Source organism: Amycolatopsis nigrescens CSC17Ta-90, assembly GCF_000384315.1.
Lineage (GTDB): Bacteria > Actinomycetota > Actinomycetes > Mycobacteriales > Pseudonocardiaceae > Amycolatopsis > Amycolatopsis nigrescens.
This window is the reverse complement of sequence record NZ_ARVW01000001.1, coordinates 3069018-3095683: the sequence shown is the minus strand read 5'-3', so window position 1 is coordinate 3095683 and position 26666 is coordinate 3069018. Positions and strand designations below refer to the sequence as shown.

Here is a 26666-nt window from a genome sequence, read left to right as displayed (position 1 = left end):
GGGTCAGAGCCGGGCGGAGTAGGCGTCTGCGGCGGAGATGCAGGCCTGGATCGTGCTCTGGGTGCCGGTGATGCTCTGCAGCGCCTCGGCGAGCAGACCGTGCGCCTGGGTCACCTCGTCCTGGCTGCTGCCGGCGGTGGCATCGGACAGGATCTGCTGGGATTCTTCGAGCGCCTGTGCCGCCTGTTGCAATGCGGCGACCGCGGCGTTGCACTTCTCATTGGACAGCTGGATCCCAGCGCGGATCTCTTCCACTCCGGCCATGGGCGCGGATTCTCCTCGGGGTAGCGGGTTTTCGTGCCGCAAGCTGCGGCTGGTGGCGCCCAACCTAGCGGCACCTTCTTGATGTTGATCAATGACGGGGGTGCAGTCCGCCGGTGTGGCGCGAACTGAACCCCATCGGGGGTCGCGGTCACTAGGATCGTGGCCATGCGGCGACGTGACGGGGCACTGGCAGGGTTGTCGCTGGTGCTCGCGGTGGTGCTGATCGTGGCCCTGCTGGCGGGTCTCGTCCTCGGCGTATCGATGCTCGCCTCACTGCTCGAAGGCTGGCACTGACGAGAGGCGGCAGTTCGAAACCGCCGCCGAACGACAGAACGCCGGGGTCCGCGGACGGCCCGGCGTTGTCTGCTCGTGAGCTTAGCAGGAGGCGTCGCCGGGGTCGCGCAGCGCCACCGCGTCGTCCGATCGGGCGTCCGATCAGGTGACGTTCCGGGCGACGTGACCACCGATGAGTTCGGCCCCGTTCGACAGTCTTACTTCGTGACGGCGGATTCGAACGAGCAGAGGAGCCGAAGATGCTGATCGTCGCGGGGCACATCATGGTCGATCCGCAACAGCGCGCGTCCTACCTCGCGGACTGCGTGCGCGTTGTGGAACAGGCGCGCCGCGCACCCGGCTGCCTGGACTTCTCCATCACCGCGGATCTGGTGGACACCGGCCGCATTGTCATCTTCGAGCGCTGGGCGTCGCGAACGGCGGTCGAGGCGTTTCGGGGCGACGGTCCCAGCGACGAACAGAACGCGGCGATACTCAGCGCTTCGGTGGCCGAGTACGACGTCGCGGGCGAACGCTCGCTGACCTGAGCTGCCGGTCGGAAGCGCGCCAACGCAGAAGCCCCTCGACCTGGCGTGCAGCCTGGCCGAGGGGCGTTGGCGGAGGATACAGGATTCGAACCTGCGAGGGCTTTTACACCCAACACGATTTCCAATCGTGCGCCTTAGGCCGCTCGGCCAATCCTCCGTCGAAGAGGGTAGCAGAGGGGCCTCTGACCTGCGGGTACGGGGTCTGAGCTGCGCAGATGCGGATCGAGTGAGCGCTGGCACCGTGCTCGCCGGTGGGGGTGGACGGCTCGGAGGGCGGGGGCTCGGCATCGAGCCGGACGACGTCGAAGCACGCCACATCGACGAATTCGTGTCATGACATAAGTACGGGCATTGGTATTATCAAGATTCTTGGGTATCATTTTCGTTGTGCGGGAATTGTTTCCCGAGAACATGTAGCCGAATCTGTGCGAGAGTAACCGTCGGACTTCCGCGGGTATCCAGGTATCTCGATTATTGCTAAATGCCGCCGACGAAACGTCACTTGACAGTGGATGGCGCACTGGGTAAATCTGATGATAGAAATTTTGGGGATCAGACTAAGCGGACTCGGATCACATCCGATATCCCAGGAGGTCGCTGTGCAGGGGATGAAGTCAGGCGCGCCGGCGCAAACGTCAACGACACGAAGAAATATTCTGCGGGGTGCGGGGGTCGCCTCCGCCGCGGCCCTGCTGCACGGATACCAGCTACCGGCCGCGCTCGCCCAGCCGCCGGGACAGCCGGGCACGGCCACCGGGCCGTTCGTCCCGGTTCCGGTGCGGGCCCGCCCGCCGAAGATCCCGCCGAAGGGCTATCTGCTGGATCAGCTGGGGGACGGCCTTTACGGCATCCGTGACGGTATCGATCAGGCCATGTTCCTGGTCAGCCGCAAGGGAGTTGCCGCCATCGACGCCCCGGAACGGCTGGGGGAGAAGATGCTCGCGGCCATCGCGGAGATCACCACCCGCCCGGTCACCCACGTCATCTACAGCCATGCGCACGTCGACCACATCGGTGCCGCGCACCTGTTCCCGCCGACGGCCGCCTACATCGCGCACGAGCGCACCGCGGAGCTGCTGCGCCGGGCGAACGATCCTCGCCGGCCGGTCCCGACCAAGACCTTCGACGGGAATCACAGCAGCCTGAAAATCGGCGAGCATCAGCTTTTCCTCGATTACCACGGCACCAACCATCTGCCGGGGAACCTGTTCATCCACGCCCCGCAGCACCGGCTGCTGTCGCTGGTGGACGTGATCATTCCCCGGTGGATTCCGTTCTTCCGGCTGGACACCGCCAGGGATATCCCGGGTTTCGTCGAGGCGATCGACAAATCCCTCGAGTACGACTTCGACACCTTCTTCGGCGGTCATATGGGCTGGTACGGGACCCGGGAAGATGTGGTCGAGACCCAGGAGTGGACCGCGGACCTGAAGCGGGTTTCCGCCGAAGCGGTGCGCACCGTTGGCTACGAGGATGCGATCAAGGGGGTGGACCCGGACAACGGGTACGCCCAGCTCGGCGCCTATTTCAACGCGCTCGTCGACACCAGCGCCAAGCTCATGCCCACCAAATGGCTCACCCTGCTCGCCGGGGCGGACGTCTTCCTGCGGGACAACTGTTCCGCGATGACGCTGAGCCTGCTGAACGACTGACCGCGCGGGTCACCGGCGGACGTCCCAGAGCCAGACGCCGCCGACCACGGTGCCGGGCCCGCCGAGCAGCTGCTCCACGGTCTGCTTGAGCTCGGTCGCCCGTCGCTGCTGCGGGGCGAGCACCACGACGTCCGCCTGCCAGAAGCGGAGGTCGTTCTCGGCGATCAGCTGGTCGATCGGGTTGGCCGGCGGGACCCGGCCGGTGTTCGCCACCCGTTCCAGCAGGTTCGACGTCGGCCGCCGGACCGCGCCGTACTGGCCGGCGCGGTCCTTGCCGCCGGGGCCGACGAAATAGCCTTCCGCCAACGGGAATCCCAGTCCGGCGAGCACCTGCCAGTGCAGCGGCTCGGCGTCCCCGGTGTCCGGCGGCGGCACCATCAGCACCGAGCGGCCTGGTCGCACGTGGTCGCGCCACAGGTCCAGCGCGAAGAACGCGGGGGCAGGGGCGCGTTCCCGCGCGGCCAGTTCGACCGGCACGATCGGTACCAGTGCGAACAGCAGCACCGCGGACCAGATCACCCGCGCCGCGCCACGCCATTCCGCGACCGTGGCCGCGGTCAGCACCCGGTCGGTGGCCAGCGCCAGCAGCAACCCGGCCACCGGCGCGCAGCCGAGCGCGAACCGCGACTCCAGCACCGACTCGAGCAACGGCAGCCCGGCCAGCAGCCGCCACGGGCCGGGTATCCCGGTTTCGTGCCCGGCCACGGTCAACGGGCTGCCCATCGAGATCAGGGCCAGCACGAACAGGGTCACCGCCAGCGCACGGGCGACGGCCCGCCGCCACAGCCAGGCCGAGATCGCGGTCAGCAGCAGCACCAGCGGCCAGCCGAAGAACGCGTTCTCCTCGGTCCGGTTCATCGCCAGCCCGCGCGCGCTTTCCGCGTCACCGGCGAGCGAGTCGGAGGCGAAAGCGGTGAACGCGGCGGCGTCGTTGCCCTGCGGCCCGTGTTCCAGCGAGTGGTAGCTCTGCGGGCCGAAGAACTGCCACCACAAGGGAAATATCAGCAACGCCAGCGAAGTCACCGCCGCGACGCCGAGCCCGGTGGCCAGCGGGCGCAGCATCGCCGGTACCTCGCTGGGCCGGGAAAGTGCGTAGGTCACCGCGAACACGAGCAGCCCCAGCGCGGTGATCACCAGCGGTTCTTCGCCGAGGAACACCTGGTAGGTCACCAGCAGGCCGAGCAGCACGCCGTCACGGACCGGCCTGGCGCCGCGCACCAGGTCGAGGAACCGCCCGATGATGAACGGCAGCACGAACAGCGCGACGAAGTTCGGGTGCGCGTTCGCGTGCGAGATGATCGGTGGTGCGAAGGCGCAGCAGGCGCCGCCGAGCGCGGCGGCGGCGCGGCTGCCGACCAGCCGCCGGGACAGCAGGTGGTACCAGGCGAACGCGCTGCCGGCCAGGCCGCCGGTGAGCACGAGCGCCCAGGTCACCGCCGGGCCGAAGACCAGTGTCACCGGGGTCAGCGGCACGCCGAGGCCGAGCATCGCGGTGTTGGCCATCAGGTTCACCCCGGCGGGATGGTTCTGCAGGCCGCTGCTCAGCGGGTTCTCCAGCCCGGCCACGGCGTGCGCGGTGACCGAGAAGAACCACTCCCACATGTTCTGGTCCTGGCCGCTGTTGGTCAGGTAGCCGTGCCCCAGGTTGGTCCACAGTGGACGGAAAAGGAGTACGGCGGCGATCAGATAGCCGAGCGCGGCCAGTGCGTCGGCCCGGCGGCCGGTGACCGGGCGGGAACGCGGTGCGGTCAGCATCCGACCGTCACCGGGAAGACCCATTTCTGGTATCCCCACCACCGGAAAAGTGTGCCCAGTGCGGTACCGATCACCATTCCGCTGACGAAGTCGGCGATTTCCTGACAGAGCAGGCCGACCGCCGGGTATTCCAGTCGCAGCACATATCGGGAAATCAACGGCGGGCACAGGTTAATGCCCACCGCGATCGCGTTCACCAGGAAGAACAGTGCCGCCTCGTGATGTCGCGGCCGCCCACCGCGGGCTTGGAAGGACCAGCCGCGGGAGAGCAGATAGGACAGGATGGTGGCCACAATGGTCGCGATGGCCAGTGCGGTGACCGGCTTTTCCCGCAGCACGGTGAGTTTCAGCAGGTAGTTGACGCCTACGGTGGTGACAAACGCAGCACCGCCGACCACCGCGAAACGCCACAAAGCCCGATATCTTGCGCGCACTTTGTCCTCCAGGATTGCAGCCGATACAAACACCGTTTCCTGGGCATGGCAAGTGGCCGGGTAAATCAGCGGATCGGTATTTTGATCCTGCGCAATTCGATGACAGGCCGGTACGGCCAGGGTGTCACCTTTCTGACAACCGGAGCCGCCGTGCGCGCAGCGCGATGAGCATCTCGAGCCGCTGGCCGGGGTCGTCCAGCCCGGCACCGAAGAGGGCGCGCAGCGTCTTCACCCTGTTGTGCACGGTCTGCCGGTGCAGCCGCAGCCGTCCCGCGGTTTCGGTGGTGCTGCACCGGTTCTGCAGCCAGACGAACAGGGTTTCGGTCAGCGTCAGGCGGTCCGGGCCCGGCAGCGCGTCCAGCGGCCGCAGGCTGCGCCGGCTCAGCTCCGCGGTGAGGAAGTCGTCGGACAGCAGCCACAGGGTGCTGAGGTGCTCGTGCGCCCAGACCACGTCGCCGCCCTTGATGCTGCCGTCCTGCAGGCAGCCGAGGGTGCGCCGGGCCCAGTGCAGCGAAACCGGCGCCTCGGTGAACGGCACCAGCGGGCCGACCACGGCACGCCACCCGGTGAGCGCGCCGTCCGCGGGGTCGAGATGCCGTCGCGGGTCGGCGGTGATCACCCGCGGCTCTGGCTGCCCGAGATCGACCAGCACCTGCTCGTCGAACCGGGGCGGCCGGAGGTCGATCCGGGGCACCACCGGCTCCAGCACGGCGACCGCGACCCGGTCCGGGAGTTGCCAACGCAGCGCTTCGGCGAGCGAAGCGGTCGCCCGTTCGGTGGCGGTGGTGCCGGAGACGATCAGCTCGGTCAGCCGATGCCGTCGCCGCTCCTGCTGGGTGAGGGCGCGTGCCTTGCCGGTCGAGTACTCGACGGCCGCCGCCGCGGAGATCTCGCCGATCGTGCTGAACAGCGCCTCCATCAGCGCGCACAGCGACTCGCCGGAGATCCGGTGCCGGCGGGCCGCGTCCGCGAGATGCTCGCAGGCGATCCGGCCGGACAGCCGGATCGCCGCGCGCAGCCGGTCCAGCGCGCCGTCCGCGGCCAGTTCGGCGCGCCCGAGCCGGCGGCCGAGCAGGGCAGGTCTGGAAATCCGCGGTAAGGGATCACCGATTCCATCGAGGCAGGATGAAACTGCCTCTTTGATCGATTCGGAAAGCGTTCCGGGGCCGCGTCGCCGGAGCAGGCTCCGGTATCGCGGATCGGCCAGTGCTATCCCGTCCAGGATGTCCTTGGCTATCTGATTCGCCAACGGTCGCAGCCAGCCGGCCAGCTCTGCGGGCAGTGCTGCCCACAGTTCGGCCGCGCTGCGGTGTTGCCCGAGGTCGCAGCCCGGCTTGACGGCCAGCTGGCTGACGACTTGGGTCATGGCGGAACCCCCTGCCGAGTTGATGTGACCTGTGAAATCGACGCCGATTTACGTGCGTGTCCCCGTTAATCACGACGTTAATTTCGCCAGGGGTTCACGTCAATGTCCGGAGCCGAATCCACCCGGCAGGATCAGGGCCGCTGGAATCTGGCGACGCGCGCACCGCGCTTACAGTTTTCCTAGATCATCCGGCGCGGTTCGCGAGTACTGCGACACATATGGTCGGGGGACGGTGCGGTACTGGCCCGTACGGCGTATGGCGGCCCTACCTGTCCGGGTGAACGGACCGGTTCGCCTTGCCCACCAGTGCCGGGTCAGCAGCGCGCCCGCGCCTGCTCCGATGGTGTTGAGTATTACGTCGTCGGTCGCGGCGACCCGGCCGACCAGGAAGAGGTACTGGGTCAGTTCGACGGCGGTGGACAGCACCAGCCCGGTGCACACCACCCTGGCCACCGAACGCAGCCTGGTGATCCGGAGCGGGGCCAGCATCCCGATCGGCATCAGCAGCAGCGCGTTCCCGACCACCTGCCAGATCGGGTCCGCGTTGCCGGGCAACTGGTCCAGCGCGCCGCCGATCTCCTTGCCCGGCTCCAGATCGGTCGCGCTCGGCTGGCCGTGCATCGGCTTCGTCACCAGGTAGAGCACGCACACCGCGGCCAGCACGAGCAGGACGTCGCAGACCGCGGTGGCGGTGGCGAGCCCGGTGGGTCTGTCGCGCCGCCGGAAGCGTGCGAGCGCCCAGCACAGCAGCAATGCCGGTGGGCCGAGCAGGGGGGTCAGGCTGAGCAGACCGCCGAAGGTCCGGAGCAGCTGTACCACCACAAATCCTTTCCGGCTCGCGGGCGCTGGCCCCGGTGTCGGCTCAGGTTCCGGACGGTGTCCCGGTGCCCGGCGGGGTCGTGCCGCTCGGTGGTTCGGTGCTGCTGGGCGGGGTGCTGCTCGGCGGTTCGCTGCTGCTGGGCGGCTCCGAGCTGCTGGGTGGTTCGGTGCTGCTCGGCGGCGGGGTGCTGCTCGGTGGTTCGGTGCTGCTCGGCGGTTCCGAACTGCTCGGCGGCGGAGTACTGCTGGGTGGCGGCGTGCTGCTCGGCGGCGTTGTGCTGCCGGGCGGCGGCGTGCTCCCTGGCGGCGGGGTGCTGCCCGGCGGAGTGTCCGGATTGGACGGTGTGGGCGTGCCGCCGGGAGGCGGGGGCTGCGTGCCGGGGGGAACGGGCGGCTGGCCGGGTACCGGCGGCGGCACCGGGCCCGGCGCGGGCCTGGCGGCCACCGGGTTCGGCGCGCCGATCGGCACCATGCTGTCCGGCAGCGCGCCGACCCCGCCGCTGCGGTAGGACTCGGCCCAGCGGATCACCGTGATCGCGTAGCTTTCCGAATTGTTGTAGCGCAGCACGGCGGCGCGGAGTTGCTCCGGGTTGGCGAGGTCGAGGCCGCCGGAGGTGAGGTAGCGGCCGGTGCCGAGGGTGGCGTCGTAGATGTTGTTGGGGTTGGACTCGCCGTCGCCGTTGCCGTCGGAGGCGTAGTTGCGCCAGGTCGAGGGAATGAACTGGGTGGGGCCCACCGCGCGGTCCCACACCGGGTCCGCGTCGAACCGGCCACCGTCGCTGTCGGCGATCGCGGCCACCGGCCCGGCGCCGTTGAGCACCGGCCCCAGGATCGGCTCCAGCGTGTCGCCCTTGGCGTCCACATAACCACCACGAGCGTGATTCGACTCGATCCGCCCGATACTCGCGATCAACGCCCAGTCGATATGCGAACCAGGCTGCTCACGCGCCACGATCTCCGCCGCGTTCTGATACGCCTTCAACGCCGTACCAGGAATACCCAACGGCCCACTCGGCAACTCATAACCGACCTGGGTCGCGTCCGGTGCCGGCAGCGGCGCGCCGACCATCGGCTCCGGCAGGCTGCCGTCCGCGCCGAGCAGGTCCGGCCCGATACCGGTCAGCACCGGCGGCATGGGAGGGAGCTGACCTGCGATGTTCTGCACGGTTCCCACCGCACCGCCGGCGACCGAGGCGACCGGCAGCACGGCCAGCGCACCGCCGACGAACGCCAGCGCGGCCTTCCGCGAAATTCCGGCCTGCCGCGCGGCTGTCCTGGCGGCGGTGAAAAGTGGATTGACCCGCATGGTCGAAGCTCCCTCGCTTTTTCCTGTATTTTTCGTAACGTCCGGCGTGTGCGCGGCGATTCAACAGGAGGTGACCTGTATACGTTTATAGCAAATTTCCGGCCTGGTTCCCAACGTGTTCGTGAATTGGCAAAAAAATTGTCATTGACGATCAGGTTCAGCGCCGGTGAACTGTCACCAGCCCACCACGGCCCTGAGCGGGTTCACCCGGAATGCCGCCGGAAACTCCGGGCCGCCACCGCGGCGCCGATCGCCGCGGCGACCAGCGACAGCGCGACCGCGAGCAGGATCGCGGTCCAGTCCGGCCTGCCGAGCGCGAGCCCGCGGGTGGCGTCGATGGCATAGGTGACCGGGTTGACCGTGGACAGCGCGCGTACCCAGGCCGGCATCGTGTCCACCGGCATGTACGCGCTGGAGCCGAACATCAGCGGGAAGACCGCGATGAACGACACCGCCTGCATGGTCTCGGGTTTCTTCGCCCACGCCGCGATGGCGAGGAACACCCAGCTCAGCCCCCATCCGGCGACCAGGGTGAGCAGCACCGCCGCGGTCACCCCGGCGAACCCGCCGGCGGGGCGGAAACCGAGTAGCAGCAAGCCGGTCAGCAGCGCGACCAGCAGTTGCACGGCGAGCCTGGCGCTGTCGGCCAGCGTGCGCGCGGTGAGCACCGCGAACATGCTGATCGGCAGGCAGCGGAGCCGGCCGACGAACCCGCTGTAGGTCTCGGCGAGCAGCCCCACCCCCGAGCCCATCGCCGTGGTCATCGCGATGTTGACCAGGGTCGCCGGCATCAGGAAGTCGATGTACCCGCCGTACTCGGCGATGCCGGGCAGGCTGCCGATGCCGTCGAAGACCTGGCTGAACAACAGCAGCAGCACCACCGGCTGCATCAGGCCGAAGAAGACCAGCTTCACGTCACCGAAGGAGGAGCGCAGCGTTCTCGCCGCGAGCACCCGCACCTGGGTCCGGAACCCGCTGCCCCGCCACGGGACAGCGGCCTGCACGCTCATGGTCCTTCGCCGAGGTGGCCGAGCAGGGACAGGTAGACGTCGTCCAGGGTCGGCTCGGCGACGGTCAGGTCGCGCAATCCGATGCCGGCCGCGTCCAGCGTGCGGACCAGTACCGCGATGTCGCCGGACTCGGCGATGGCCGCGACCACCGCGTGCCGCGAGTCGTCCCTCGCCGGCCGGAAACAGCGCTGCTCCAGCGCGCCGAACGCTCGGCGGCAGGTCTCCGCGTCGCCGAAGGTCAGGGTGGCGGTGCGCTTGCCGAGCCGGTCCTTGAGGGTCTGCGGGGTACCAGCGGCGACGATCCGGCCGAGGCCGAGCACCAGCACCTCGTCGGCAAGCCGGTCGGCCTCCTCCAGGTACTGGGTGGTCAGCACCACGGCGGCGCCGCCGGTGGCCAGGTCGCGGACGATGCGCCAGAGCTCGGTGCGGCTGACCGGATCCAGTCCGGTGGTCGGCTCGTCCAGGAAGAGCACCTCCGGCGAGCCGACCAGGCTCGCGGCAAGGTCGAGCCGGCGGCGCATACCGCCGGAGTAGGTGCGGGCCTGGCGGTCCGCGGCGTCGGAGAGGCCGAAGGAGTCGAGCAGCTCGCTCGCGCGGGCCTTTGCCTGGCGCCGGTTCGCGCCGAGCAGCCTGGCCACCAGCACCAGGTTGTCCCGGCCGGACAGGGCGTCGTCCACGGCCGCGGACTGTCCGGTGATGCCGATCCGGCGGCGCACCTCGTGCCCGTCCCGGCGCACGTCGAACCCGCAGACCTCGGCGGTGCCGGTGCTGGGCGGGACGCGGGTGCCGAGGATGTCGATCAGGGTCGTCTTCCCGGCGCCGTTGTGGCCGAGGATGCCGAGTATCCGTCCCGGCGGCACCCGGAGGCCGACGTCGGCCAGCGCGGTGACCGTGCCGTAGGTCTTGCCGAGTCCGGTGGCCTTGATCCGGGGCCGGTCCTGGTTGTCGCGATGCAGCGGCACCGTGTCGGACTGGTCCAGGCCCGAATGGTTCACCGGCCCAGCCCTGACCATAGAAGCTCCTCATAAATCGTCGAGTTCGGCGAATGTACCTATCCTCGTCCGCCCCCGGCAACAAGTTCACCGGGGAATTCATGGAGCACTAACCCCGGTGACAACCTGGCGGACGCGAGGTCGCTTGCGGATGACAAAGTTTCCCATTTTCCATTCTTGCGGAAATGGTGTGTCTATTTATCTTTCTGTGCGGAAGCTGGCAGTGAAATGCTACTCGCCGAGGTGTCCGCGTATTCGTCGATGACAAAAACCGGGCCCGCTCCAGCGAATATCCGCCGAGGTAGCTTTCTCTCGCCCTGACCTGCGTAAACGGCTGCTTGTGCGGGCTTCTCGCCGGAGGTATTTTGCCTTCCGGTAGCCGTGCTGTTTCGGTTACGTCAGTCGCCTTTTGGAGGTTTCGCGAGCCGGTCGGGCGGGGCAGTCAGGTGGATTCTTTCGTACTTCTTGTGCTGCCCGCGTGAATTTTTCCTGTCTCGTATTCCTCCCGGTGAACAGGAGAGGTAACAGATGAAAGTCCGTTGGAGATCCAGAAAACTCGCGCACGGTATGGCGGTGGTCACCGTCGGCGCGGCGGCGGCCGGTGCGCTGCTGGTCGCCGGTGCCGGGGCCGGCGCCGCGGCGCCGGTGTCGCTGACCCTGAACTACAACTGCCCGTTCCCGCTGATCGGGGACCAGGTGCTGAACGTGAAGATCGACTCGCAGTTCCCGGACAACGCGGTGGCAGGGCAGTCCTCGCCGGCGATCACCTTCCAGGCGACCGTCACCGTGCCGGAGTCCGCCACCGACGGGCTCAACCTGGTCGGTGCGGCCACGATCGACGGTTCGGCCAAGGCGAACGCGACGCTGAAGTACCCGGTCGACAAGACGCTCAACCTCGGGCTTCCGCTGCCGGTGCCGGTGACCCCGGTGCCGCCGGCCGGTACCTTCCAGATCGTCACCAACGGCAAGGCGCCGCCGGTGACCTTCCCCAGCCCCGGCACGGCTTCGGTGACGGTCGGCAACTTCAGCACCACGCTTACCCCGAAGTACGCAGACGGCACGCCGACCGACCTCGGCACGTTCACCTCGGACTGCGTGCAGGTCCCGGGGCAGAACAACCTGCTCGGCACCTTCGAGGTCAAGCCCTCGGGCCCGACCACGCCGCCGACCACCCCACCGACCTCCGAGCCGCCGACTTCGGAGCCACCGACAACGCCGCCGACTTCGGAGCCGCCGACGACCCCGCCGACCACGCCGCCGACCTCGGAACCCCCGACGACGCCGCCGACCACGCCGCCGACCTCGGAGCCGCCCACGACCCCGCCGACGACGCCGCCCACGTCGGAGCCGCCCACGACTCCGCCGACCACGCCGCCGACCTCGGAGCCGCCGACAACGCCGCCGACCACGCCTCCCACTTCGGAGCCGCCGACGACGCCGCCCACCACCCCACCCACAACGCCGCCGACCTCGGAGCCGCCGACGACCCCGCCGACGACCCCACCCACAACGCCGCCGACCACGCCACCCACCACCCCGCCGACGACCGAGCCTCCCGGCAGCGTCATCGACATCTCGTACCAGGTGGACGGCAAGACGATGATCAAGAAGCTGAACGCCGAGCTGCGCCTCGGGCCCGGTGGGCTGGACGCCAAGCTGGACACCAAGGACGGCAAGTTCACCGCGGCGCTCGCGCTGCCGGACGCGAAGCTGTCGTTCAAGCTGTTCGGCCTGATCCCGGCGACCGCCAAGGTTCAGCTCGTGGCGGCCGGTGACAGCGTCGGCACGTTCAGCGGTGGCGTGGTCAACGCTTCCGCGAAGGTCACCATCAAGCTGGTCGACGTCCGTGTGCTCGGCCTGCCCGTGCTCGGTGGCGACAGCTGCCAGACCAAGGAGCCGGCGGTGATCCCGCTGAGCTCGGCCGCCGGGTTCAACCCGGCCGTTGGCGGCAAGCTGAGCGGCACGTACACGATTCCGGAGTTCGGCGGCTGCGGCCTGCTGACCGGCTTCGTGAACGGCATCGCCGCCGGTCCCGGCAACAAGGTCGAGATCAACCTCAAGAAGAAGTAACCCACCCGAGAAAGCCCGTCCCCGGCCATCCGCCAGGGACGGGCTTTCTCCCCACCCCCAAACGGCAAATAGCCGACTTTTTGCCCGCTCGGTGAGGGCGAAAAGTCGGCTATTTGCCGGTGAGGGGTCAGGCGCCGTTGAGGCGGCGGCAGGTGGGGGCTTCGGCGTAGGCGGGCTTCAGCTCGGGGTGCGCCTTGAGGTCGCGCATCGGATCGTCCATGGCGCGCAGGGTGCCGATCTCGCCGCCGACGGCGTCGATGGTGGCCTGGAACTTCTGCTGCTCGCCGACCGGCGCCTCGGACACCTTGCCGATCGCGGTGTCGACGGCCTGTTTCGTGTCGCGCAGGATGGTCTGCGTCTTGCCGACCAGCTCGCTGCCACCGGGCACCGGCGGCGGGCCTGCCTGGTCGAACTGGCCGGTGATGCTGCCGAATGCGGTGGATAGCCCGTTCAAGTAGGTCAGCATGCCCTGCTTGACCTGTGCGGGCTCGGGGCCGGAGCTGGTGGGCAGCGTGCTCAGCGGGGCGGTCTGGGCGAAGAACGCCTGGCACGCGTGTTCCGCCCACGCGGTCGCTTCCGGGGCCGCCTGCGGGGCGGGTGCGGGCGCCGGTGTGGACGGTGCCGGTGGCGCCGGCGCGTCGGCGCCACCGCAACCGGTGAGCGCGCAGGTCAGAACGGCGACCGCGCAGGCGCCGATGAGCCGGGGACGAAACATAATCTGGTTCCTTCGCTACGAATTCGATCAGGGAAGGAAGAGTGCGCTGGGCGCACTCCGCTGGCTATTACCCTAACGGCTGGAACCTTCGCTGGATTCGGTACGTTTATCCCGAGTAGGCATCGGTACGGACGCGGACCTTTGTTCTTCTCCAGGTGACAGGAACTCGTTCCGAAAGTATCTCGCGGGTGATAGAAACCCTTCTTGGTGTCGGGTTTCCCCAGGTCAGGTGTCAGCCGCCCGGCCGCAGCGGGTTTTTGTCTCACGCGTGGACAGGGCCGGTAGGGGCGGACTCACCGTCATGACAAGAAGAATCGGCCTGGACGATGATCGAGGCCGATTACCCGCTTCTTCTTGTGTGGCTCGTGACACGCAAGTAATGTACTGACCGGTAGCGGCCCGGGATTCACGCAAACAACGCTGGAATCATTCACCGCGGTCGACAATCGTCCTCTCAGGAAGCCCTTTATGTCACCGTTGACCAAGCGCCGTGTCCGCACATTCGCGCTCGCCTCGGCCATGGCCGTGGCCTGTGGGGCATTGAGTGCGGGCTCCGCGGTGGCCGGGCCGGTGAACAGGACGATGCACGCCACTTGCGCCTTTCCGCACGGCGCCGCCCCGCTGACGGCCGACGTCACCGCCACCTTCCCGGAGACGGCGGCCACCGGCGGCTCCGTTCCGGTCACCGACTTCGGTGTCACCCTGGTCTTCGACGAGCAGCTGGTCGCCGCGCTGAAGGGCTGGGGCGTCACCACCTTCGAGGGCACGGTCGACGCCGGGCTGACCGTCCGGCAGAACACCAACGCCAGGCCGATCGGGCTCGAGCCGATCGAAGTGCCGCTCACCAAGCTGCCGTCCTCCGGCGAGTTCCGGTTGCCGCTCAAGGCATCCCTGCCGCCGGTGCCGGTGCGCGAAGCGGGGCAGGCCGCCTTCGAGATGACCGAACTGCGGCCCGCGCTCAAGCTGCACGCGCTCAAGCAGAACGCGCTCGTCGAGCACGATGCCTCCTGCACCCAGGACTCCGGGCAGGCCGGCACGCTGGCCACCGTGCGGGTCTCCGGTCCGGACACCGGCGGTACCAACCCGGTCCCCGGCGCACCGGCGCCCGACGGCGGCGTCGCCAAGGCCGACGTGATCGCGGCCGCGCCGCCGGACGGCACCGGGCTCGTCTACGGCTTCTGGGTGGACAACACCGTCAGCCGGATCAAGAAACTGGGCTCCACGATCACCTTCGGCCGCGGCAAGTTCGACTCACTGGTCGGGTTCACCGGCCAGCCGCCGCCGGTCCGGGGCAACCTGGAGCTGCCCGCCACCTCCAGCTACTTCGTGACCTTCGGCTTCATGCCGGTGACCGGCCGCGTCGAGCTGGTGCAGGCCGAGGAGGCCACCGGCACGGTGAAGATCACCGGGAAGACCGGTGCGGCCGATCTGCACCTGAAGCTCGCGGTCAAGCTCAGCGACGTCAAGGTGAACGGGGTGCCGCTGGATGTCGGCCCGGACTGCCGCAACGCGAGCCCGGTGGACATTCACGTCCAGGACACCCTCAACCTCGAGGTCGGCTCGCCGCCGGTCACGACCAAGTCCACTTTCGACATTCCGCCGTTCACCGGCTGCCGGAACGGAAGCGAGGACGTCAGCCCGCTGTTGACCGGGCTGGTTTCGGGGCCTGGCAACGACCAGACCACCACCCTTGCCGCGAGGTGCAACAGCCGCAAGACCTGCACGGAGGGCTGATCGGAAGCGGACTTCCTTACCGGTCAACGATTTCACTGGAGGTGTGATGGGCGTCGAGGTCTCCGTTGCGGGGCTGAGCAAGTCCTTCGGCAGGCAGGCGATCTGGCGGGACGTGACGCTCACGCTGCCCGCCGGTGAGGTCAGCGTGCTGCTCGGGCCGTCCGGTACCGGCAAATCGGTGTTCCTCAAGACCCTGATCGGGCTGCTCAAGCCGGACGCCGGCCAGATCATGATCAACGGCACGGACCTGGTCGGCTGTTCGGAAAGTACGCTGTACGAGACGCGGAAGCTGTTCGGGGTGCTGTTCCAGGACGGTGCGCTGTTCGGTTCGATGAACCTGTACGACAACGTGGCCTTTCCGCTGCGGGAGCACACCAAGAAGTCCGAGTCCGAGATCAGGCGGATCGTCTTCGAGAAGCTGGAGATGACCGGCCTCGGTGGCGCCGAAGGCAAACTGCCGGGCGAGATTTCCGGCGGTATGCGCAAACGCGCCGGACTCGCGCGGGCGCTGGTGCTCGACCCGGAGATCATCCTGTGCGACGAGCCGGACTCCGGCCTGGATCCGGTGCGTACGGCGTATTTGAGTCAGTTGCTGATCGATCTGAATGCGCAGATCGACGCGACGATCTTGATCGTGACGCACAACATCAACGTGGCGCGGACGGTGCCGGACAACCTGGGCATGCTCTTTCGCAAGGAGCTGGTCATGTTCGGGCCGCGCGAGGTGCTGCTGACCAGTGACGAGCCGGTGGTGGACCAATTCCTCAACGGCCGCCGGATCGGCCCGATCGGCATGTCCGAGGAAAAGGACGCCGCGCAGATGGCGCTGGAGCAGGCGCACGTCGACGCCGGGCACGCGGACGGTTCCGGCGACGAGGACATCCGCGGCATCGTGCCGCAGATCGAGCCCACCCCCGGCCTGCCGTTCCGCGACGCGGTACGCCGCCGCAAGGAACGGGTGATCAGCATCCTGCACACGCTGCCGCCGCTGGCCCAGCACGGCATCGTGGCCAGCCTCAGCCCGGAGGAGCGCGCGCACTACGGCCTGCGCCAGCCGCCGAGCCACCGGCTCGCCCCCACTAGGGGCAGCTCATGACCTCCCCCGCCTCCCGGATTCCGGGCGCGGCGCTGGTCGCGTCCGCGATGCGCGAGTTCGGCCAGATGTGCTCGCTGGCGCTGGACATCGTGGTGCAGACCTTCCGCCGCCCGTTCCAGGCCAGGGAGTTCATCCAGCAGTTCTGGTTCATCGCCAGCGTCTCCATCGCACCGGCGATCCTGGTGTCCATCCCGTTCGGTGCGGTCATCTCGCTCCAGCTCGGTTCGCTGACCAGCCAGATCGGGGCCCAGCAGTTCAACGGCGCGGCCAGCGTGCTGGCCGTGGTGCAGCAGGCCAGCCCGATCGTGACCACGCTGATCATCGCCGGCGCCGGTGGCTCCGCGATCTGCGCGGACCTCGGTTCCCGCACCATCCGCGAAGAGATCGACGCGATGGAAGTGCTCGGTGTGTCCCCGATCCAGCGGCTGCTGGTGCCGAGGGTGCTGGCCGCGATCCTGGCTTCGATGCTGCTCAACGGGCTGGTCAGCGTGGTCGGCGTGATCGGCGGCTACTTCTTCAACGTGATCGTGCAAGGCGGCACGCCGGGTGCCTACCTGTCCAGCTTCAACGCACTCGCCCAGCTGCCGGACCTCTGGGTGAGCACGATCAAGGCATTCATCTTCGGTTTCCTGGCCGGGGTCATCGCGTCCTACCGCGGGCTCAACCCCAGGGGCGGGCCGAAGGGCGTCGGTGACGTGGTGAACCAGTCCGTGGTGATCACCTTCCTGCTGCTGTTCTTCGTGAACACCATCATCACCGCGCTGTACCTGCAGCTGGTCCCGGCGAAGGGAACCTGAGTCGTGACGACCATCGGCGAGAAGGCAAGGGCGAGCGTCAAACGCCCCGGCGACACCATGTTCAACCTCGGCGACCAGCTGCTGTTCTACGGGCGGGCGCTGGCCGCGATCCCGCTGACCCTGCGGCGGTACTTCCGCGAAGTGGTCCGGCTGCTGGCTGAGGTCACCTTCGGCACCGGGGCGCTGGCGGTGATCGGCGGCACCGTCGGGGTGATGGTCGGGTTGTGCATCTTCACCGGTGTGACGGTGGGGCTGCAGGGTTTCAGCGCGCTGAACCAGATCAACATCTCGGCGATGACGGGCTTTCTCACCGCGTACTTCAACACCCGTGAGATCGCGCCGCTGGCCGCCGGCCTGGCGCTGTCCGCGACGGTGGGTTCCGGGTTCACCGCACAGCTCGGCGCGATGCGCATCTCCGAGGAGATCGACGCGCTCGAGGTGATGGCGGTGCGCAGCATGCCGTACCTGGTGACCACCCGGATCGTGGCCGGGTTCATCGCGATCATCCCGCTGTACACGATCGGGCTGCTGGTCTCGTACGTCGGTTCTCGGGTGACCACGGTGGTGTTCTTCGACCAGTCGGGCGGTACCTACGACCACTACTTCACGTTGTTCTTGCCACCTGAAGACGTGTTGTGGTCCTTCGGCAAGGTGCTGGTGTTCTCGGTGGCGGTCATTCTCACGCACTGCTTCTACGGCTATCGCGCGTCCGGCGGCCCGGCCGGGGTCGGGGTGGCGGTCGGTCGTGCGGTGCGCACCTCGATCGTGCTGATCAGTGTGCTGGACCTGTTCCTGAGCATGGCCATCTGGGGCGCGACGATCACGGTGAAGGTGTCCGGATGAGTGCAGGGAAGCGGTTCGGGACTCAGCTGGCCGGGGTGGTCTTCCTGGTCATCCTGGCGTTGTTGCTGTGGCTCACGGTCGCGATCTACGACAAGAAGTTCACCAAGGTGGACATGGTCACCCTGCAGACCGATCGGGTGGGCAACCAGCTCGACGAGCAGGCGGACGTGAAGGTCAAAGGCGTGCCGTTCGGCACCGTGCGGGCGATCAGGCCGACCAGCGCCGGCGCGGAGATCGACCTGGCGATGGACCCGGCGAAGATCGGCCAGCTGCCGCGCAACATGTCCGCGCGGCTGCTGCCCAAGAGCGCCTTCGGTGAGCGGTACGTCAACCTGATCCTGCCCGAGCGCGCGGACCCGAGGCCGCTGCGGGACGGGGACGTCATCCCGCAGGACCGCTCCTCCAACGCGATCGAGATCGAAAAGGTGCTCGGCGACCTGCTGCCGCTGCTGCGCGCGGTGCAGCCGCAGAAGCTGAACAGCTCGCTCGGTGCGATCGCGATGGCGCTGGACGGCAAGGGCAAGCCGCTCGGCGACAGCATCGTGCAGTTCAACGACCTGCTGGAGAAGACGAACCCGCTGATGCCGGAGTTCAAGGCCGACATCAGCCGGCTCGCCGATGTGTCCGATGTGTACAACACGGCCGCGCCGGACATCCTGCGGGCGCTGACCGACCTGTCCGTCACCGGCAAGACGCTGGTCGACCACAAGTCCGATCTGGAAGCGCTGTTCGCCAGTACCACCAAGGCTTCCGAGGATCTGAACGGGTTCCTGCAGAAGAACTCCGGGAACATCATCGGGCTCTCCGAGTCCAGCCGGCCGACGCTGGAGCTGCTGGCCAAGTACTCGCCCTCGTTCCCCTGCCTGTTCGACTCGGTGAACCGACTGAAGCCGGTCGTGGAGAAGGCGCTAGGCAAGGGCACGAACGAGCCGGGGCTGCATGTGCAGATCTCCGTGCAGCCGGCAAGGGGAAAGTACGTGCCCGGCAAGGACGACGTGCGTTATCCGCCCGGTAGCGGCCCGCGCTGCTACGGCCAGGGCGCCGGGGCCAGTGGCGGCGGGCAGAGCGCGAGTGCCTTCGCCGCCGACGATCTCGGCCTGGTCAACTCGCCGGCCGACCGGCAGATGGTGTCCGAACTGATGGGTCCGGCGCTCGGCATCCAGCCCGCCGAGGTACCGGACTGGAGCAGCGTGCTCGTCGGGCCGTTGTTCCGGGGAGCGGAGGTGACGATCAAGTGATCGAAGTGCTTACCGGCACCCCCTGTGCTCGGGTAACCCCAAGGAACGCGCTCCGGCCGGAGGCCTCGCTAACGCGGAGGCGGGCCGCCCTTATGTCGTCAGGTGACCTGAACTCCTTGCGGAGCGGCCTGTCTGCGCGTTCGCGATCGCGCGTTCGAACGGGGGGAAGCAAATGAGGGGTATCGCCGGTCCGCTGATCAAGGGCGTGATCTTCCTACTCGTGACGGCGCTGGCCACGGTGGCGTTGGGCATCACCATCGCCAACATCGGGGTGAGCGACACGGTTTCCTACACCGCGCGCTTCGGGGACGCCACCTCGGTGAACCCCGGTGACGAGGTACGGATGTCCGGGGTGCGGATCGGCCAGGTGGAGAAGGTCGAGGTGGTCGACCGGCGGCTGGCCGACGTGCGGTTCTCGGTGGACGCGCACCGGAAGCTCTCCAGCGAGGCCATCGTCGCGATCCGCTACCGCAACCTGATCGGTCAGCGCTATCTGTCCGTGGACCAGGGCGAGAAGCCCAGCAACGCGGTGCTGCCGGCGGACGCGCACATCTCGATGGAGCACACCCGCCCGGCGCTGGACCTGACCGCGTTGTTCAACGGGTTCAAGCCGTTGCTCCAGGCGCTGTCGCCGAACGACGTGAACCAGCTCTCCTTCGAGATCGTGCAGGTGCTTCAGGGCGAGGGCGCGACCATCAGCAGCTTCCTGCAGCACGCCGGTTCGCTGACCTCCACGCTGGCCGACAAGGACCAGGTGATCGGCCAGGTGATCGGGAACCTGAACACGGTGCTGGACACCATCAACGCCAAGGGCGACCAGCTCGCCACCCTGGTCGACACCACCGAGCAGCTGGTCCGCGGGCTCGCGGCGGACGCGAAACCGATCGGTGAGGCCATCGGCGGGCTCGGCGAGCTGGCCGACAGCACCGCCGGCCTGCTCGAAGAGGGCCGGAAACCGTTGAAGGACAGCGTGGTCGCGCTCGGCGACCTGTCCAAGAACCTGGCCGACAACACCCCGGTGTTCGAGCAGTTCCTGAACAACCTGCCCAAGAAGTACGACGCGATCGGCTCGCTCGTCTCCTACGGGTCCTGGCTCAACATCTACCTGTGCGAGGCGACCTCCGACGCGCCGCCGGCCCCCGGCGGCCCGCCGGTCGGCTTGCCGGTGACCCAACCGAGGTGCCGCTCATGAAGAAGTTCAGCCTGAAGACCCTGAAGCCGTTCCGCGAGCGGAACCCGATCGTGGTCGGTGCGGTCACCGCGTCGATCATGACCGTGCTCGGCCTCGCCACCTTCTTCTCCGACGAGCTGCCGATCATCGGCGGCGGGACCACCTATGCCGCCGAGTTCACCGAGGCGGCCGGGCTCAAGGCGAACGACGAGGTGCGGGTCGCCGGGGTGAAGGTCGGCGAGGTGACCGACGTGCAGCTGGCCGGTGACCACGTCAAGGTGCTGTTCCGGGTGAAGGACACCTGGGTCGGGGACAAGAGCTCGGTGGCGATCAAGATCAAGACGTTGCTGGGCCAGAAGAACCTGCTGCTGGACCCGCGCGGGTCCGGCGAGCTGGACCCGGACAACCCGATCCCGCGTGACCGCACCACGTCCCCCTACGACGTGACCGAGGTTTTCAACGATCTGGCGAACACCGCCGGCGCGATCGACACCGACCAGCTCGCGCAGAGCTTCCGCACGCTGTCCGAGACGCTCGGCTCGTCCAGCCCGCAGGAGCTGCGGACCGCACTGGACGGCATGGCCGCGCTGTCCACCACGCTGGCTTCGCGGGACAACGAGCTGGCCAAGCTGTTCGCCGGCACCAACCAGCTCTCCACCACCCTCGGCGACCGCACCCAGCAGGTCGAGTCGCTGATCAAGAACGGCAACGTGCTGCTCACCGAGCTGAACGCGCGCAAGGACGCGATCGCGAAGCTGTTCGGCGGCACCAAGGACCTGGCGATCCAGCTACAGGGCCTGGTGGCGGACAACCAGGCCACCCTCGGGCCGGCGCTGGACCAGCTGGAGCGGGTGAGCACGGTGCTGCAGCGCAACCAGGACAAGCTGACCGAGAGCCTGCGCCTTGCCGGGCCGTTCTACCGGCTGCTCGGCAACACGGTCGGCAACGGCCGGTGGATCGACACCTACATCTGCGGCCTCATCCCGACCGGCGGCCCGCCCGGTAGCTGCACCCCACCGAAGTCCGGAGGCCGCTGATGGCACAGACCATGATCTTGGAGGACATGGGCGCGCACCACCGGCGGCGGCAGCTGCTGCGCTGGACCGCGCTCGGGGTGCTGGTCGCGTTGCTGGCCACCGCGATCTGGGTGTTCGTCACCATCGGCAGCGAGAAGAAGCTGGTCGCGTACTTCAGCGCGGCGGTCGGCGTCTACCCGGCGTCGGACGTGCGGGTGCTCGGCGTCGCGGTCGGCTCGGTGGAGGCGGTGGAGCCCGAGGGCCAGCAGGTGAAGGTCACCATGAGCATCCGCGAGGACGTGCAGCTGCCGGCGAACGCCTCCGCGGTGGTGGTGACGCCCAGCCTGGTCGCCGACCGGTACATCCAGGTCGCCCCGGTCTTCACCGGCGGCGACGAGCTCGGTGACGGCGCCGAGATCCCGGTGGCGCGCACCGCCACCCCGGTCGAGGTGGACCAGCTGTTCACCAGTCTCAATGAGCTGACCACCGCGCTCGGGCCGAACGGCGCCAACTCCGACGGCGCGGTCAGCCAGCTGCTGGAGCAGGGCGCGAAAACCTTCGACGGCAACGGGAAACCGCTCGGCGAGTCGCTCAAGCAGCTTGGCGAGCTGGCCAGGACGCTGAGCGGTACCAAGGACGACGTGTTCAGCACGGTGGACAACCTGAGCAAGTTCACCGGGATGCTGGCCGCCAACGACGACCAGGTGAACCAGGCCGGGCAGCAGCTCTCCTCGATCACCAAGGTGCTGGCCGACCAGCGCGACGAGTTCTCCGGCGCGCTCACCGAGCTGACCAAGGCGCTGGGCACCGTGCAGGGCTTCATCCGGGACAACCGGGACAAGGTCAAGTCCAATGTGGACAAGCTGGCGGAGATCAGCAAGATCCTGTCCAACCAGAAGGCATCGCTGGCCGAGGCGCTGGACACCGCGCCGAACACGCTGACCAACCTGCTGGAGGCGTACAACCCGCAGACCGGGACCCTCGACGGTCGCGGCAACCTGCTCGAGTACTCCGCGCAGAGCAAGGCGTCGACCGCTGCGGCCGGCTCGACGTGCCCGGTCCCCGGTGTCGGCGGTTGCGCACCGGCGGCCAGGCAGGACGGCCTGGTGGCGGTCGACGCCGGGCAGAACCGGAGTGACCTGCCGGTGCTGCCGCTGCCCAGTGCGGAGCTCTTCGCCTCACCGAACCCAGGAGGTGCCCAGTGAAGCCGAAGACCAGGCTCAAGGCGGCCGCCGTGGTGCTGCTCGCCGCGGTCACCGCCGGTTGCGGCGGCAGCAGCGTGCAAAGCGTCTACGACCTGCCGCTGCCCGGTGGTGCCGCGCTCGGTGACCGGCCGTACCGGGTGTTCGCCAGCTTCCAGAACGTGCTCGACCTGGTGCCGCAGTCCGGAGTCAGGGTCAACGACGTGGCGGTCGGCCGGGTGGAGAACGTGGAGCTGGCGCCGGACGGGCGCAGCGCGCAGGTGACCCTGCGGGTGAACGGCGACGCGGTGCTCCCGGCCAACGCGGTGGCGCGGCTGCGCCAGTCCAGCATCCTGGGTGAGAAGTTCGTGGAGCTGGCGCCGCCGCCGGACGCCACACCGACCGGCAAGCTGCTCGACGGTGCGGTGATCCCGCTGGCCGAGTCCAGCATGGCCCCGGAGATCGAAGAGGTCTTCGGCGCGCTTTCCCTGCTGCTCAACGGTGGCGGGGTGGCGCAGATCCAGAGCATCACCCGCGAGCTGAACAACGCGCTCGGCGGCAAGGAGAGCTCGGCCCGCGCGCTGATCTCGAACCTGAACACCTTCGTCGGCGGGCTCGACGAGCACAAGGCGGAGATCACCAGGGCGCTGGACAGCGTGAACCGGCTGTCCGCCACCCTCGGCGAGCACAAGGAAGAGATCAACACGGCGCTGACCGACCTGACACCGGGCATCGAAGTGGTCTCACAGCAGCGAGAGGCGCTGGTCGGCATGCTGAAGTCCTTGGCGTCATTGACGAACGTGGCGGTGGACACGGTCAACAAGAGCAAGGACGACCTGGTCGCCGACCTCCGCGCGCTGGAGCCGACGCTGCGCCAGCTGGCCAACTCCGGGGACAGCCTGCCAAAGGCGATGGAGATGCTGCTGACCTTCCCGTTCCCGGACAGCGCGATGGAGACCATCAAGGGCGACTACATCAACGGGTTCGTGAACCTGGACGCGCAGGCGCAGGCGGCGTTGCAGGGTGGTGGCCGCTGATGCTGACCAAAGTGGTCCGGGTGCAGGTGCTGATCTTCGTGGTGATCGCCGTCGTCGGTGTCGCCTACGTCGGCGCCACCTACGCGGGGCTGGACAAGCTGTTGTGGAACAGCGGGTACCGGGTCACCGCCAAGTTCGTCACCGGCGGCGGCGTGTTCACCAACTCGGAGGTCACCTACCGGGGCGTCGCCATCGGCAGGGTCGGTGAGCTGCGGCTGACCGCGACCGGCATGGAGGCGGACCTGAACATCGACGCCGGCGCGATGGAGGTGCCGGCGGACACCGAGGCGGTGGTGGCCAACCGGTCCGCGGTCGGCGAGCAGTACGTGGATCTGCGGCCACGGCGGGATGACGGCCCGATGCTGAAAGCCGGCTCGGTTATCCAGGAACAGGACACCAAGACCCCGCTGCCGGTGGACCTGGTGCTGAGCAACCTCGCCGCGCTGGCCGACTCGGTGCCGAAGGACGCGCTGCGCAAGGTGGTGGACGAGCTGTACGACGCCACCGAGGGTGCCGGGCCGAACCTGGAGATGCTGCTGGACAAGGGCATCGACTTCATCCAGACGGCCACCCAGCACGTGCCGCAGGTGACCCAGCTGGTGACCGACGCGAAAACCGTGCTGGACACCCAGTACCGGCAGTCCGACGCGATCAAGTCCTTCGGCAGCAACGCGAAGCTGCTCGCGGAGACGATGAAGAACTCGGACCAGGACCTGCGCGGGCTGCTGCCGGCGGTGCCCGCGGCGACCGAGCAGGTCAGCGCCCTGATCCGGGAGTCCGGTCCCGGCCTCGGGGTGATGATGGCCAACCTGCTGACCACCGCCGACGTGGTCGAGGTCCGCCAGCGCGGGATGGAGCAGCTGCTGGTCACCGCACCGCAGGCGGTCAACGCGGCCTCGAAGGTGGTGCGGGACGACGGTGCGCACTTCGGACTGTCGCTGACCTTCTTCGACCCGCCGCCGTGCACCAGCGGTTACGGCACCCAGTACCGGGACGGGCTGGACACCGGTGCGGGCGGGCCGCTGAACACCGGCGCGCGCTGCACCCTGTCGAAGGGCAGCGGGACCGGGGTGCGCGGTTCGCAGAACGCCCCTTCACCGAGCGGGCGCTGACCGTCCTGTTAGGAGTGACATGAACGAGAAGAAGGCCCGGGATCGCAGGGGGATTCCGTTCTCCGCCGCCCTTTCCGCCGCGGTGCTGGCGTTGGGTGCGGCCGGATGGTTCGGATACTCGTGGTGGGACGCCGGACAGGACGACGGGATCCAGCGCGGGATCGCCCGCGAAGGGGTGCTGCAGGCCGCGCAGCAGGGGGTGCTGACCTTCAACACGCTGGACTTCCACCAGGCCGCCGCGGGGTACGACCGGTGGCTGGAGGCATCCACCGGCACCCTCCGCGACGAGCTGGCCAAGGACACCGCGAACGGGGTCAAGCGCATCGAAGAGGCCAAAACGGTCAGCACCGCGAAGATCCTGGACGCGGCGGTGACCGAACTGGACGACGGCGCGAGCACCGCCAAGGTGATCGCCTCGGTGGAAACCGTGGTGACCCCGGACGGGGGAACGCCGGTGACCAAGCACAGCCGGCTCTTGGCCGGGCTGACCCGAACCGGGGACGCCTGGAAGCTGGACGCGCTCAGCCCGGTGCCGGTCACGGGGGCCTGATCGGTTAGGAGAACGAATGTCGGAAAAGGAAATCGTCGCGACACTTGTCGACGAAAAGCCGGAAGAACCGGAAGAGAAGCCCGCGGAAAAGGCGGAGAACGAGCCGGAAACGGCCAAACCGCGTCGCGGTACCGTGCTGGCGCTGGCCGCCGCGGTGCTGTTCGGCGGGCTCGCCGGCTGGTTCGCCATCGAGTCGCAGCAGGCCCGTGGCGGCCCGGCCGCGAACAACACCGCGCTGGTCGACTCCGAAACCACCACCGCGGTGCTCGGTCAGGTGAACGACGCGCTGGGCAGGATCTTCTCGTACTCCTTCGACAATCCGGCGCCGACCGAAGAGGCGGCGGGCCAGCTGCTCACCGGCCGGGCGAAAGACCAGTACGAGCAGCTGTTCGCGCAGGTGCGGACGCAGGCGCCGGCGCAGAAGCTGACCCTTCGCTCGCAACCGGCGGTGTCCGGGGTGAAGCTGCTCGACGGCGACCGTGCCACCCTGCTGGCGTTCCTGGACCAGAGCTCGACCAGGGCGGACACCGGTTCGTCCAGTGTGGGCGCCGCCCAGCTGAGCGTCACCGCGGAGCGCCATGGCGGCCGCTGGCTCATCGCCGACCTGCAGGCGAGGTAAGGCGAGATCGTGTCACTTTTCTTCGCATGCCGGGGATAGTCGAATTCTGGAAGCAATCAGGCTGGTGATAATTTTCGTGAAGACAAACGAGAATAAGACTTGTTCCCCGTTTTGGCTTGTGTCGCCCGTTACGTCGCAGTAAACTCCCAATAAGCGGAAAAGATGGTAAGAGCTTCGTTTTCGCTTGCTGAGGCTGAGGTGTGAGTCAGTCGGTTGGCAGACGCTTTCCGCGTCACTGTTCTGGTGGGTCCCGGAATCCCCGAATTTGTCAGGACCCGTAGTGCACCTTCACTGGATACGCTAGGAGATTCGGTATGAAGAACATCAAGGCCAAGCTGGCGAGTGTGGCCACGGTCGTACTGGCAGCCGGCCTCGTGGGCGGCGTGCTCACCGGTACCGCCAACGCCGCCCCGCTCAAGCTCAAGTACAAGGTCACCGGTGCAGCGCACGTGGTCAAGATGAACACCGACATCCCGATCGATGCCACGGTGGACGTCGAGCTGGATCTGGCCAGCGGCAACTTCACCAGCAAGTTCAAGCAGGACACCGCGCCGCACGTGGCGTTCAAGGCGTTCGGCACCTTCGACTCCGAGCTGGACGTCGAGTTCTTCGAAGCGGCCCCGTCCAGCGGCAAGTTCGTCGGCGGCAAGGTGGAGAACTTCACCCTGCCGCTGCAGATCAGGCTGAAGAACCTGACCGCGCTGGGCTTCCCGCTGCTGGTGGGTGACGCTTGCGAGCAGAAGGAAGCTCCCACCCTGACCCTGGGCTCGACCGGCCCGTTCGACCCGGCCAAGGGCGGCGACCTGGCCACGACCACTCCGTACACGCTGTCCGAGTGGTCCGACGCCTGCGGGTTCAGCACCTTCCTGATCAACATGAACTCGGCCGGTCCGGACAACACGGCGAACGTGAAGCTCGCAAAGGTCTAGAACCAGCACAGCACCAGAACCAGCCTCGGCGGCACCGGCCCCCAGCGGTGCTGTCCAGGCAGGCCGGCGCGGGAGATTCCACCCTTCCCGCGCCGGCCCTCCACTATCGGTGACCCGTCGCACGGTCGTGAGTGAAAAG

Annotated in this window: 26 protein-coding genes and 1 tRNA gene; 17 read left to right on the top strand and 10 right to left on the bottom strand. The window is 68.1% G+C overall.

Features of this window, described 5'->3' with window-relative positions; genetic code table 11:
• Positions 1-3 precede the first annotated feature (3 nt).
• Entirely contained in the window at positions 4-264 is a 261-nt protein-coding gene (locus AMYNI_RS0114355) for a hypothetical protein (RefSeq protein ID WP_020668717.1), read from the bottom strand.
• Between the two features lie 165 nt (positions 265-429).
• Here AMYNI_RS0114355 and AMYNI_RS50535 point away from each other — a divergent pair, with 165 nt between their 5' ends.
• Entirely contained in the window at positions 430-558 is a 129-nt protein-coding gene (locus AMYNI_RS50535) for a hypothetical protein (protein ID WP_281170272.1), read from the top strand.
• Positions 559-797: 239 nt separating this feature from the next.
• Positions 798-1085, top strand: a complete 288-nt coding sequence (locus tag AMYNI_RS0114345) for a putative quinol monooxygenase (RefSeq protein WP_020668715.1) — start codon at positions 798-800, stop codon at positions 1083-1085.
• 67 nt (positions 1086-1152) lie between these two features.
• Here the strand turns inward: AMYNI_RS0114345 and AMYNI_RS0114340 are convergent.
• A tRNA-Ser gene (locus AMYNI_RS0114340) sits at positions 1153-1242 on the bottom strand.
• Positions 1243-1693: 451 nt separating this feature from the next.
• Between AMYNI_RS0114340 and AMYNI_RS44550 the strand changes: the two genes are divergently transcribed.
• Positions 1694-2737, top strand: coding sequence for an MBL fold metallo-hydrolase (locus tag AMYNI_RS44550; RefSeq protein WP_245574177.1), 1044 nt, complete (start codon positions 1694-1696; stop codon positions 2735-2737).
• A gap of 9 nt (positions 2738-2746) precedes the next feature.
• Here the strand turns inward: AMYNI_RS44550 and AMYNI_RS0114330 are convergent, their stop codons facing one another.
• The 7 genes from AMYNI_RS0114330 to AMYNI_RS0114300 all read right to left on the bottom strand — a co-directional run bounded on the left by AMYNI_RS0114330 (position 2747) and on the right by AMYNI_RS0114300 (position 10440).
• Complete coding sequence (locus tag AMYNI_RS0114330) at positions 2747-4516, bottom strand: glycosyltransferase family protein (RefSeq protein ID WP_245573929.1); 1770 nt, start codon at positions 4514-4516, stop codon at positions 2747-2749.
• Positions 4486-4905, bottom strand: a complete 420-nt coding sequence (locus AMYNI_RS50760) for a GtrA family protein (RefSeq protein WP_020668712.1) — start codon at positions 4903-4905, stop codon at positions 4486-4488. The genes AMYNI_RS0114330 and AMYNI_RS50760 overlap by 31 nt, the downstream gene beginning before the upstream one ends.
• 145 nt (positions 4906-5050) lie before the next feature.
• Positions 5051-6292: a PucR family transcriptional regulator gene (locus AMYNI_RS0114320; RefSeq protein WP_020668711.1), complete on the bottom strand. Its 1242-nt coding sequence runs from the start codon at positions 6290-6292 to the stop codon at positions 5051-5053.
• A 168-nt stretch (positions 6293-6460) separates the two neighbouring features.
• Positions 6461-7111, bottom strand: coding sequence for a VanZ family protein (locus tag AMYNI_RS44540; RefSeq protein ID WP_020668710.1), 651 nt, complete (start codon positions 7109-7111; stop codon positions 6461-6463).
• Positions 7112-7154: 43 nt separating this feature from the next.
• Positions 7155-8417, bottom strand: coding sequence for a lytic transglycosylase domain-containing protein (locus AMYNI_RS0114310; RefSeq protein ID WP_020668709.1), 1263 nt, complete (start codon positions 8415-8417; stop codon positions 7155-7157).
• 203 nt (positions 8418-8620) lie between these two features.
• Positions 8621-9427: an ABC transporter permease gene (locus AMYNI_RS0114305; RefSeq protein ID WP_020668708.1), complete on the bottom strand. Its 807-nt coding sequence runs from the start codon at positions 9425-9427 to the stop codon at positions 8621-8623.
• Positions 9424-10440, bottom strand: coding sequence for an ATP-binding cassette domain-containing protein (locus tag AMYNI_RS0114300; protein ID WP_084628375.1), 1017 nt, complete (start codon positions 10438-10440; stop codon positions 9424-9426). The genes AMYNI_RS0114305 and AMYNI_RS0114300 overlap by 4 nt, the downstream gene beginning before the upstream one ends.
• 507 nt (positions 10441-10947) lie before the next feature.
• Here AMYNI_RS0114300 and AMYNI_RS44535 point away from each other — a divergent pair.
• Entirely contained in the window at positions 10948-12489 is a 1542-nt protein-coding gene (locus AMYNI_RS44535; RefSeq protein WP_040405745.1) for a DUF6801 domain-containing protein, read from the top strand.
• Positions 12490-12616: 127 nt separating this feature from the next.
• Here AMYNI_RS44535 and AMYNI_RS50530 read toward each other — a convergent pair whose 3' ends face one another.
• Positions 12617-13204 (bottom strand): hypothetical protein, encoded by a 588-nt coding sequence (locus AMYNI_RS50530; RefSeq protein WP_020668704.1) that lies wholly within the window; start codon positions 13202-13204, stop codon positions 12617-12619.
• A 468-nt stretch (positions 13205-13672) separates the two neighbouring features.
• On the opposite strand from AMYNI_RS50530, the gene AMYNI_RS47215 reads away from it, so the two are divergent.
• The 13 genes from AMYNI_RS47215 to AMYNI_RS0114220 all read left to right on the top strand — a co-directional run bounded on the left by AMYNI_RS47215 (position 13673) and on the right by AMYNI_RS0114220 (position 26527).
• Entirely contained in the window at positions 13673-14938 is a 1266-nt protein-coding gene (locus AMYNI_RS47215) for a DUF6801 domain-containing protein (protein WP_157357355.1), read from the top strand.
• Positions 14939-14984: 46 nt separating this feature from the next.
• Complete coding sequence (locus AMYNI_RS0114275) at positions 14985-16034, top strand: ABC transporter ATP-binding protein (RefSeq protein ID WP_020668702.1); 1050 nt, start codon at positions 14985-14987, stop codon at positions 16032-16034.
• Entirely contained in the window at positions 16031-16831 is an 801-nt protein-coding gene (locus AMYNI_RS0114270) for an MlaE family ABC transporter permease (protein WP_020668701.1), read from the top strand. The genes AMYNI_RS0114275 and AMYNI_RS0114270 overlap by 4 nt, the downstream gene beginning before the upstream one ends.
• Positions 16832-16888: 57 nt before the next feature.
• Positions 16889-17674 (top strand): MlaE family ABC transporter permease, encoded by a 786-nt coding sequence (locus AMYNI_RS0114265; protein ID WP_157357976.1) that lies wholly within the window; start codon positions 16889-16891, stop codon positions 17672-17674.
• A complete protein-coding gene (locus AMYNI_RS0114260) occupies positions 17671-18912 on the top strand; it encodes an MCE family protein (RefSeq protein WP_020668699.1) in 1242 nt (413 codons plus the stop codon). Before AMYNI_RS0114265 ends, AMYNI_RS0114260 begins: the two co-directional genes overlap by 4 nt.
• A 172-nt stretch (positions 18913-19084) precedes the next feature.
• Positions 19085-20104 carry an MCE family protein gene (locus AMYNI_RS0114255; RefSeq protein WP_020668698.1) on the top strand — a complete coding sequence of 340 codons (1020 nt, stop codon included), beginning with the start codon at positions 19085-19087 and terminating at the stop codon, positions 20102-20104.
• Complete coding sequence (locus AMYNI_RS0114250; protein WP_020668697.1) at positions 20101-21120, top strand: MCE family protein; 1020 nt, start codon at positions 20101-20103, stop codon at positions 21118-21120. Before AMYNI_RS0114255 ends, AMYNI_RS0114250 begins: the two co-directional genes overlap by 4 nt.
• On the top strand, positions 21120-22304 hold the full coding sequence (locus tag AMYNI_RS0114245; protein WP_020668696.1) for an MCE family protein: 1185 nt from the start codon (positions 21120-21122) through the stop codon (positions 22302-22304). Before AMYNI_RS0114250 ends, AMYNI_RS0114245 begins: the two co-directional genes overlap by 1 nt.
• A complete protein-coding gene (locus AMYNI_RS0114240; protein WP_020668695.1) occupies positions 22301-23317 on the top strand; it encodes an MCE family protein in 1017 nt (338 codons plus the stop codon). Before AMYNI_RS0114245 ends, AMYNI_RS0114240 begins: the two co-directional genes overlap by 4 nt.
• Complete coding sequence (locus AMYNI_RS0114235; protein ID WP_020668694.1) at positions 23317-24429, top strand: MCE family protein; 1113 nt, start codon at positions 23317-23319, stop codon at positions 24427-24429. The genes AMYNI_RS0114240 and AMYNI_RS0114235 overlap by 1 nt, the downstream gene beginning before the upstream one ends.
• Positions 24430-24448: 19 nt before the next feature.
• Positions 24449-24979 (top strand): hypothetical protein, encoded by a 531-nt coding sequence (locus AMYNI_RS0114230; protein ID WP_020668693.1) that lies wholly within the window; start codon positions 24449-24451, stop codon positions 24977-24979.
• A gap of 16 nt (positions 24980-24995) precedes the next feature.
• Positions 24996-25598: a hypothetical protein gene (locus AMYNI_RS44525; protein WP_020668692.1), complete on the top strand. Its 603-nt coding sequence runs from the start codon at positions 24996-24998 to the stop codon at positions 25596-25598.
• 314 nt (positions 25599-25912) lie between these two features.
• Positions 25913-26527: a hypothetical protein gene (locus AMYNI_RS0114220; protein WP_020668691.1), complete on the top strand. Its 615-nt coding sequence runs from the start codon at positions 25913-25915 to the stop codon at positions 26525-26527.
• Positions 26528-26666 lie beyond the last annotated feature (139 nt).

Coding starts and splice junctions, on each gene's coding strand:
- AMYNI_RS50530 (WP_020668704.1), bottom strand. CDS start 13,204: ATGTTTCGTCCCCGGCTCATCGGCGCCTGCGCGGTCGCCGTTCTGACC.
- AMYNI_RS0114270 (WP_020668701.1), top strand. CDS start 16,031: ATGACCTCCCCCGCCTCCCGGATTCCGGGCGCGGCGCTGGTCGCGTCC.
- AMYNI_RS44525 (WP_020668692.1), top strand. CDS start 24,996: ATGTCGGAAAAGGAAATCGTCGCGACACTTGTCGACGAAAAGCCGGAA.
- AMYNI_RS0114220 (WP_020668691.1), top strand. CDS start 25,913: ATGAAGAACATCAAGGCCAAGCTGGCGAGTGTGGCCACGGTCGTACTG.
- AMYNI_RS0114265 (WP_157357976.1), top strand. CDS start 16,889: ATGTTCAACCTCGGCGACCAGCTGCTGTTCTACGGGCGGGCGCTGGCC.
- AMYNI_RS0114305 (WP_020668708.1), bottom strand. CDS start 9,427: ATGAGCGTGCAGGCCGCTGTCCCGTGGCGGGGCAGCGGGTTCCGGACC.
- AMYNI_RS0114345 (WP_020668715.1), top strand. CDS start 798: ATGCTGATCGTCGCGGGGCACATCATGGTCGATCCGCAACAGCGCGCG.
- AMYNI_RS44550 (WP_245574177.1), top strand. CDS start 1,694: ATGAAGTCAGGCGCGCCGGCGCAAACGTCAACGACACGAAGAAATATT.
- AMYNI_RS0114355 (WP_020668717.1), bottom strand. CDS start 264: ATGGCCGGAGTGGAAGAGATCCGCGCTGGGATCCAGCTGTCCAATGAG.
- AMYNI_RS0114320 (WP_020668711.1), bottom strand. CDS start 6,292: ATGACCCAAGTCGTCAGCCAGCTGGCCGTCAAGCCGGGCTGCGACCTC.
- AMYNI_RS0114235 (WP_020668694.1), top strand. CDS start 23,317: ATGCTGACCAAAGTGGTCCGGGTGCAGGTGCTGATCTTCGTGGTGATC.
- AMYNI_RS0114245 (WP_020668696.1), top strand. CDS start 21,120: ATGGCACAGACCATGATCTTGGAGGACATGGGCGCGCACCACCGGCGG.
- AMYNI_RS0114275 (WP_020668702.1), top strand. CDS start 14,985: ATGGGCGTCGAGGTCTCCGTTGCGGGGCTGAGCAAGTCCTTCGGCAGG.
- AMYNI_RS50535 (WP_281170272.1), top strand. CDS start 430: ATGCGGCGACGTGACGGGGCACTGGCAGGGTTGTCGCTGGTGCTCGCG.
- AMYNI_RS0114260 (WP_020668699.1), top strand. CDS start 17,671: ATGAGTGCAGGGAAGCGGTTCGGGACTCAGCTGGCCGGGGTGGTCTTC.
- AMYNI_RS47215 (WP_157357355.1), top strand. CDS start 13,673: ATGTCACCGTTGACCAAGCGCCGTGTCCGCACATTCGCGCTCGCCTCG.
- AMYNI_RS0114330 (WP_245573929.1), bottom strand. CDS start 4,516: ATGGGTCTTCCCGGTGACGGTCGGATGCTGACCGCACCGCGTTCCCGC.
- AMYNI_RS0114250 (WP_020668697.1), top strand. CDS start 20,101: ATGAAGAAGTTCAGCCTGAAGACCCTGAAGCCGTTCCGCGAGCGGAAC.
- AMYNI_RS0114230 (WP_020668693.1), top strand. CDS start 24,449: ATGAACGAGAAGAAGGCCCGGGATCGCAGGGGGATTCCGTTCTCCGCC.
- AMYNI_RS44535 (WP_040405745.1), top strand. CDS start 10,948: ATGAAAGTCCGTTGGAGATCCAGAAAACTCGCGCACGGTATGGCGGTG.
- AMYNI_RS0114310 (WP_020668709.1), bottom strand. CDS start 8,417: ATGCGGGTCAATCCACTTTTCACCGCCGCCAGGACAGCCGCGCGGCAG.
- AMYNI_RS0114255 (WP_020668698.1), top strand. CDS start 19,085: ATGAGGGGTATCGCCGGTCCGCTGATCAAGGGCGTGATCTTCCTACTC.
- AMYNI_RS0114300 (WP_084628375.1), bottom strand. CDS start 10,440: ATGGTCAGGGCTGGGCCGGTGAACCATTCGGGCCTGGACCAGTCCGAC.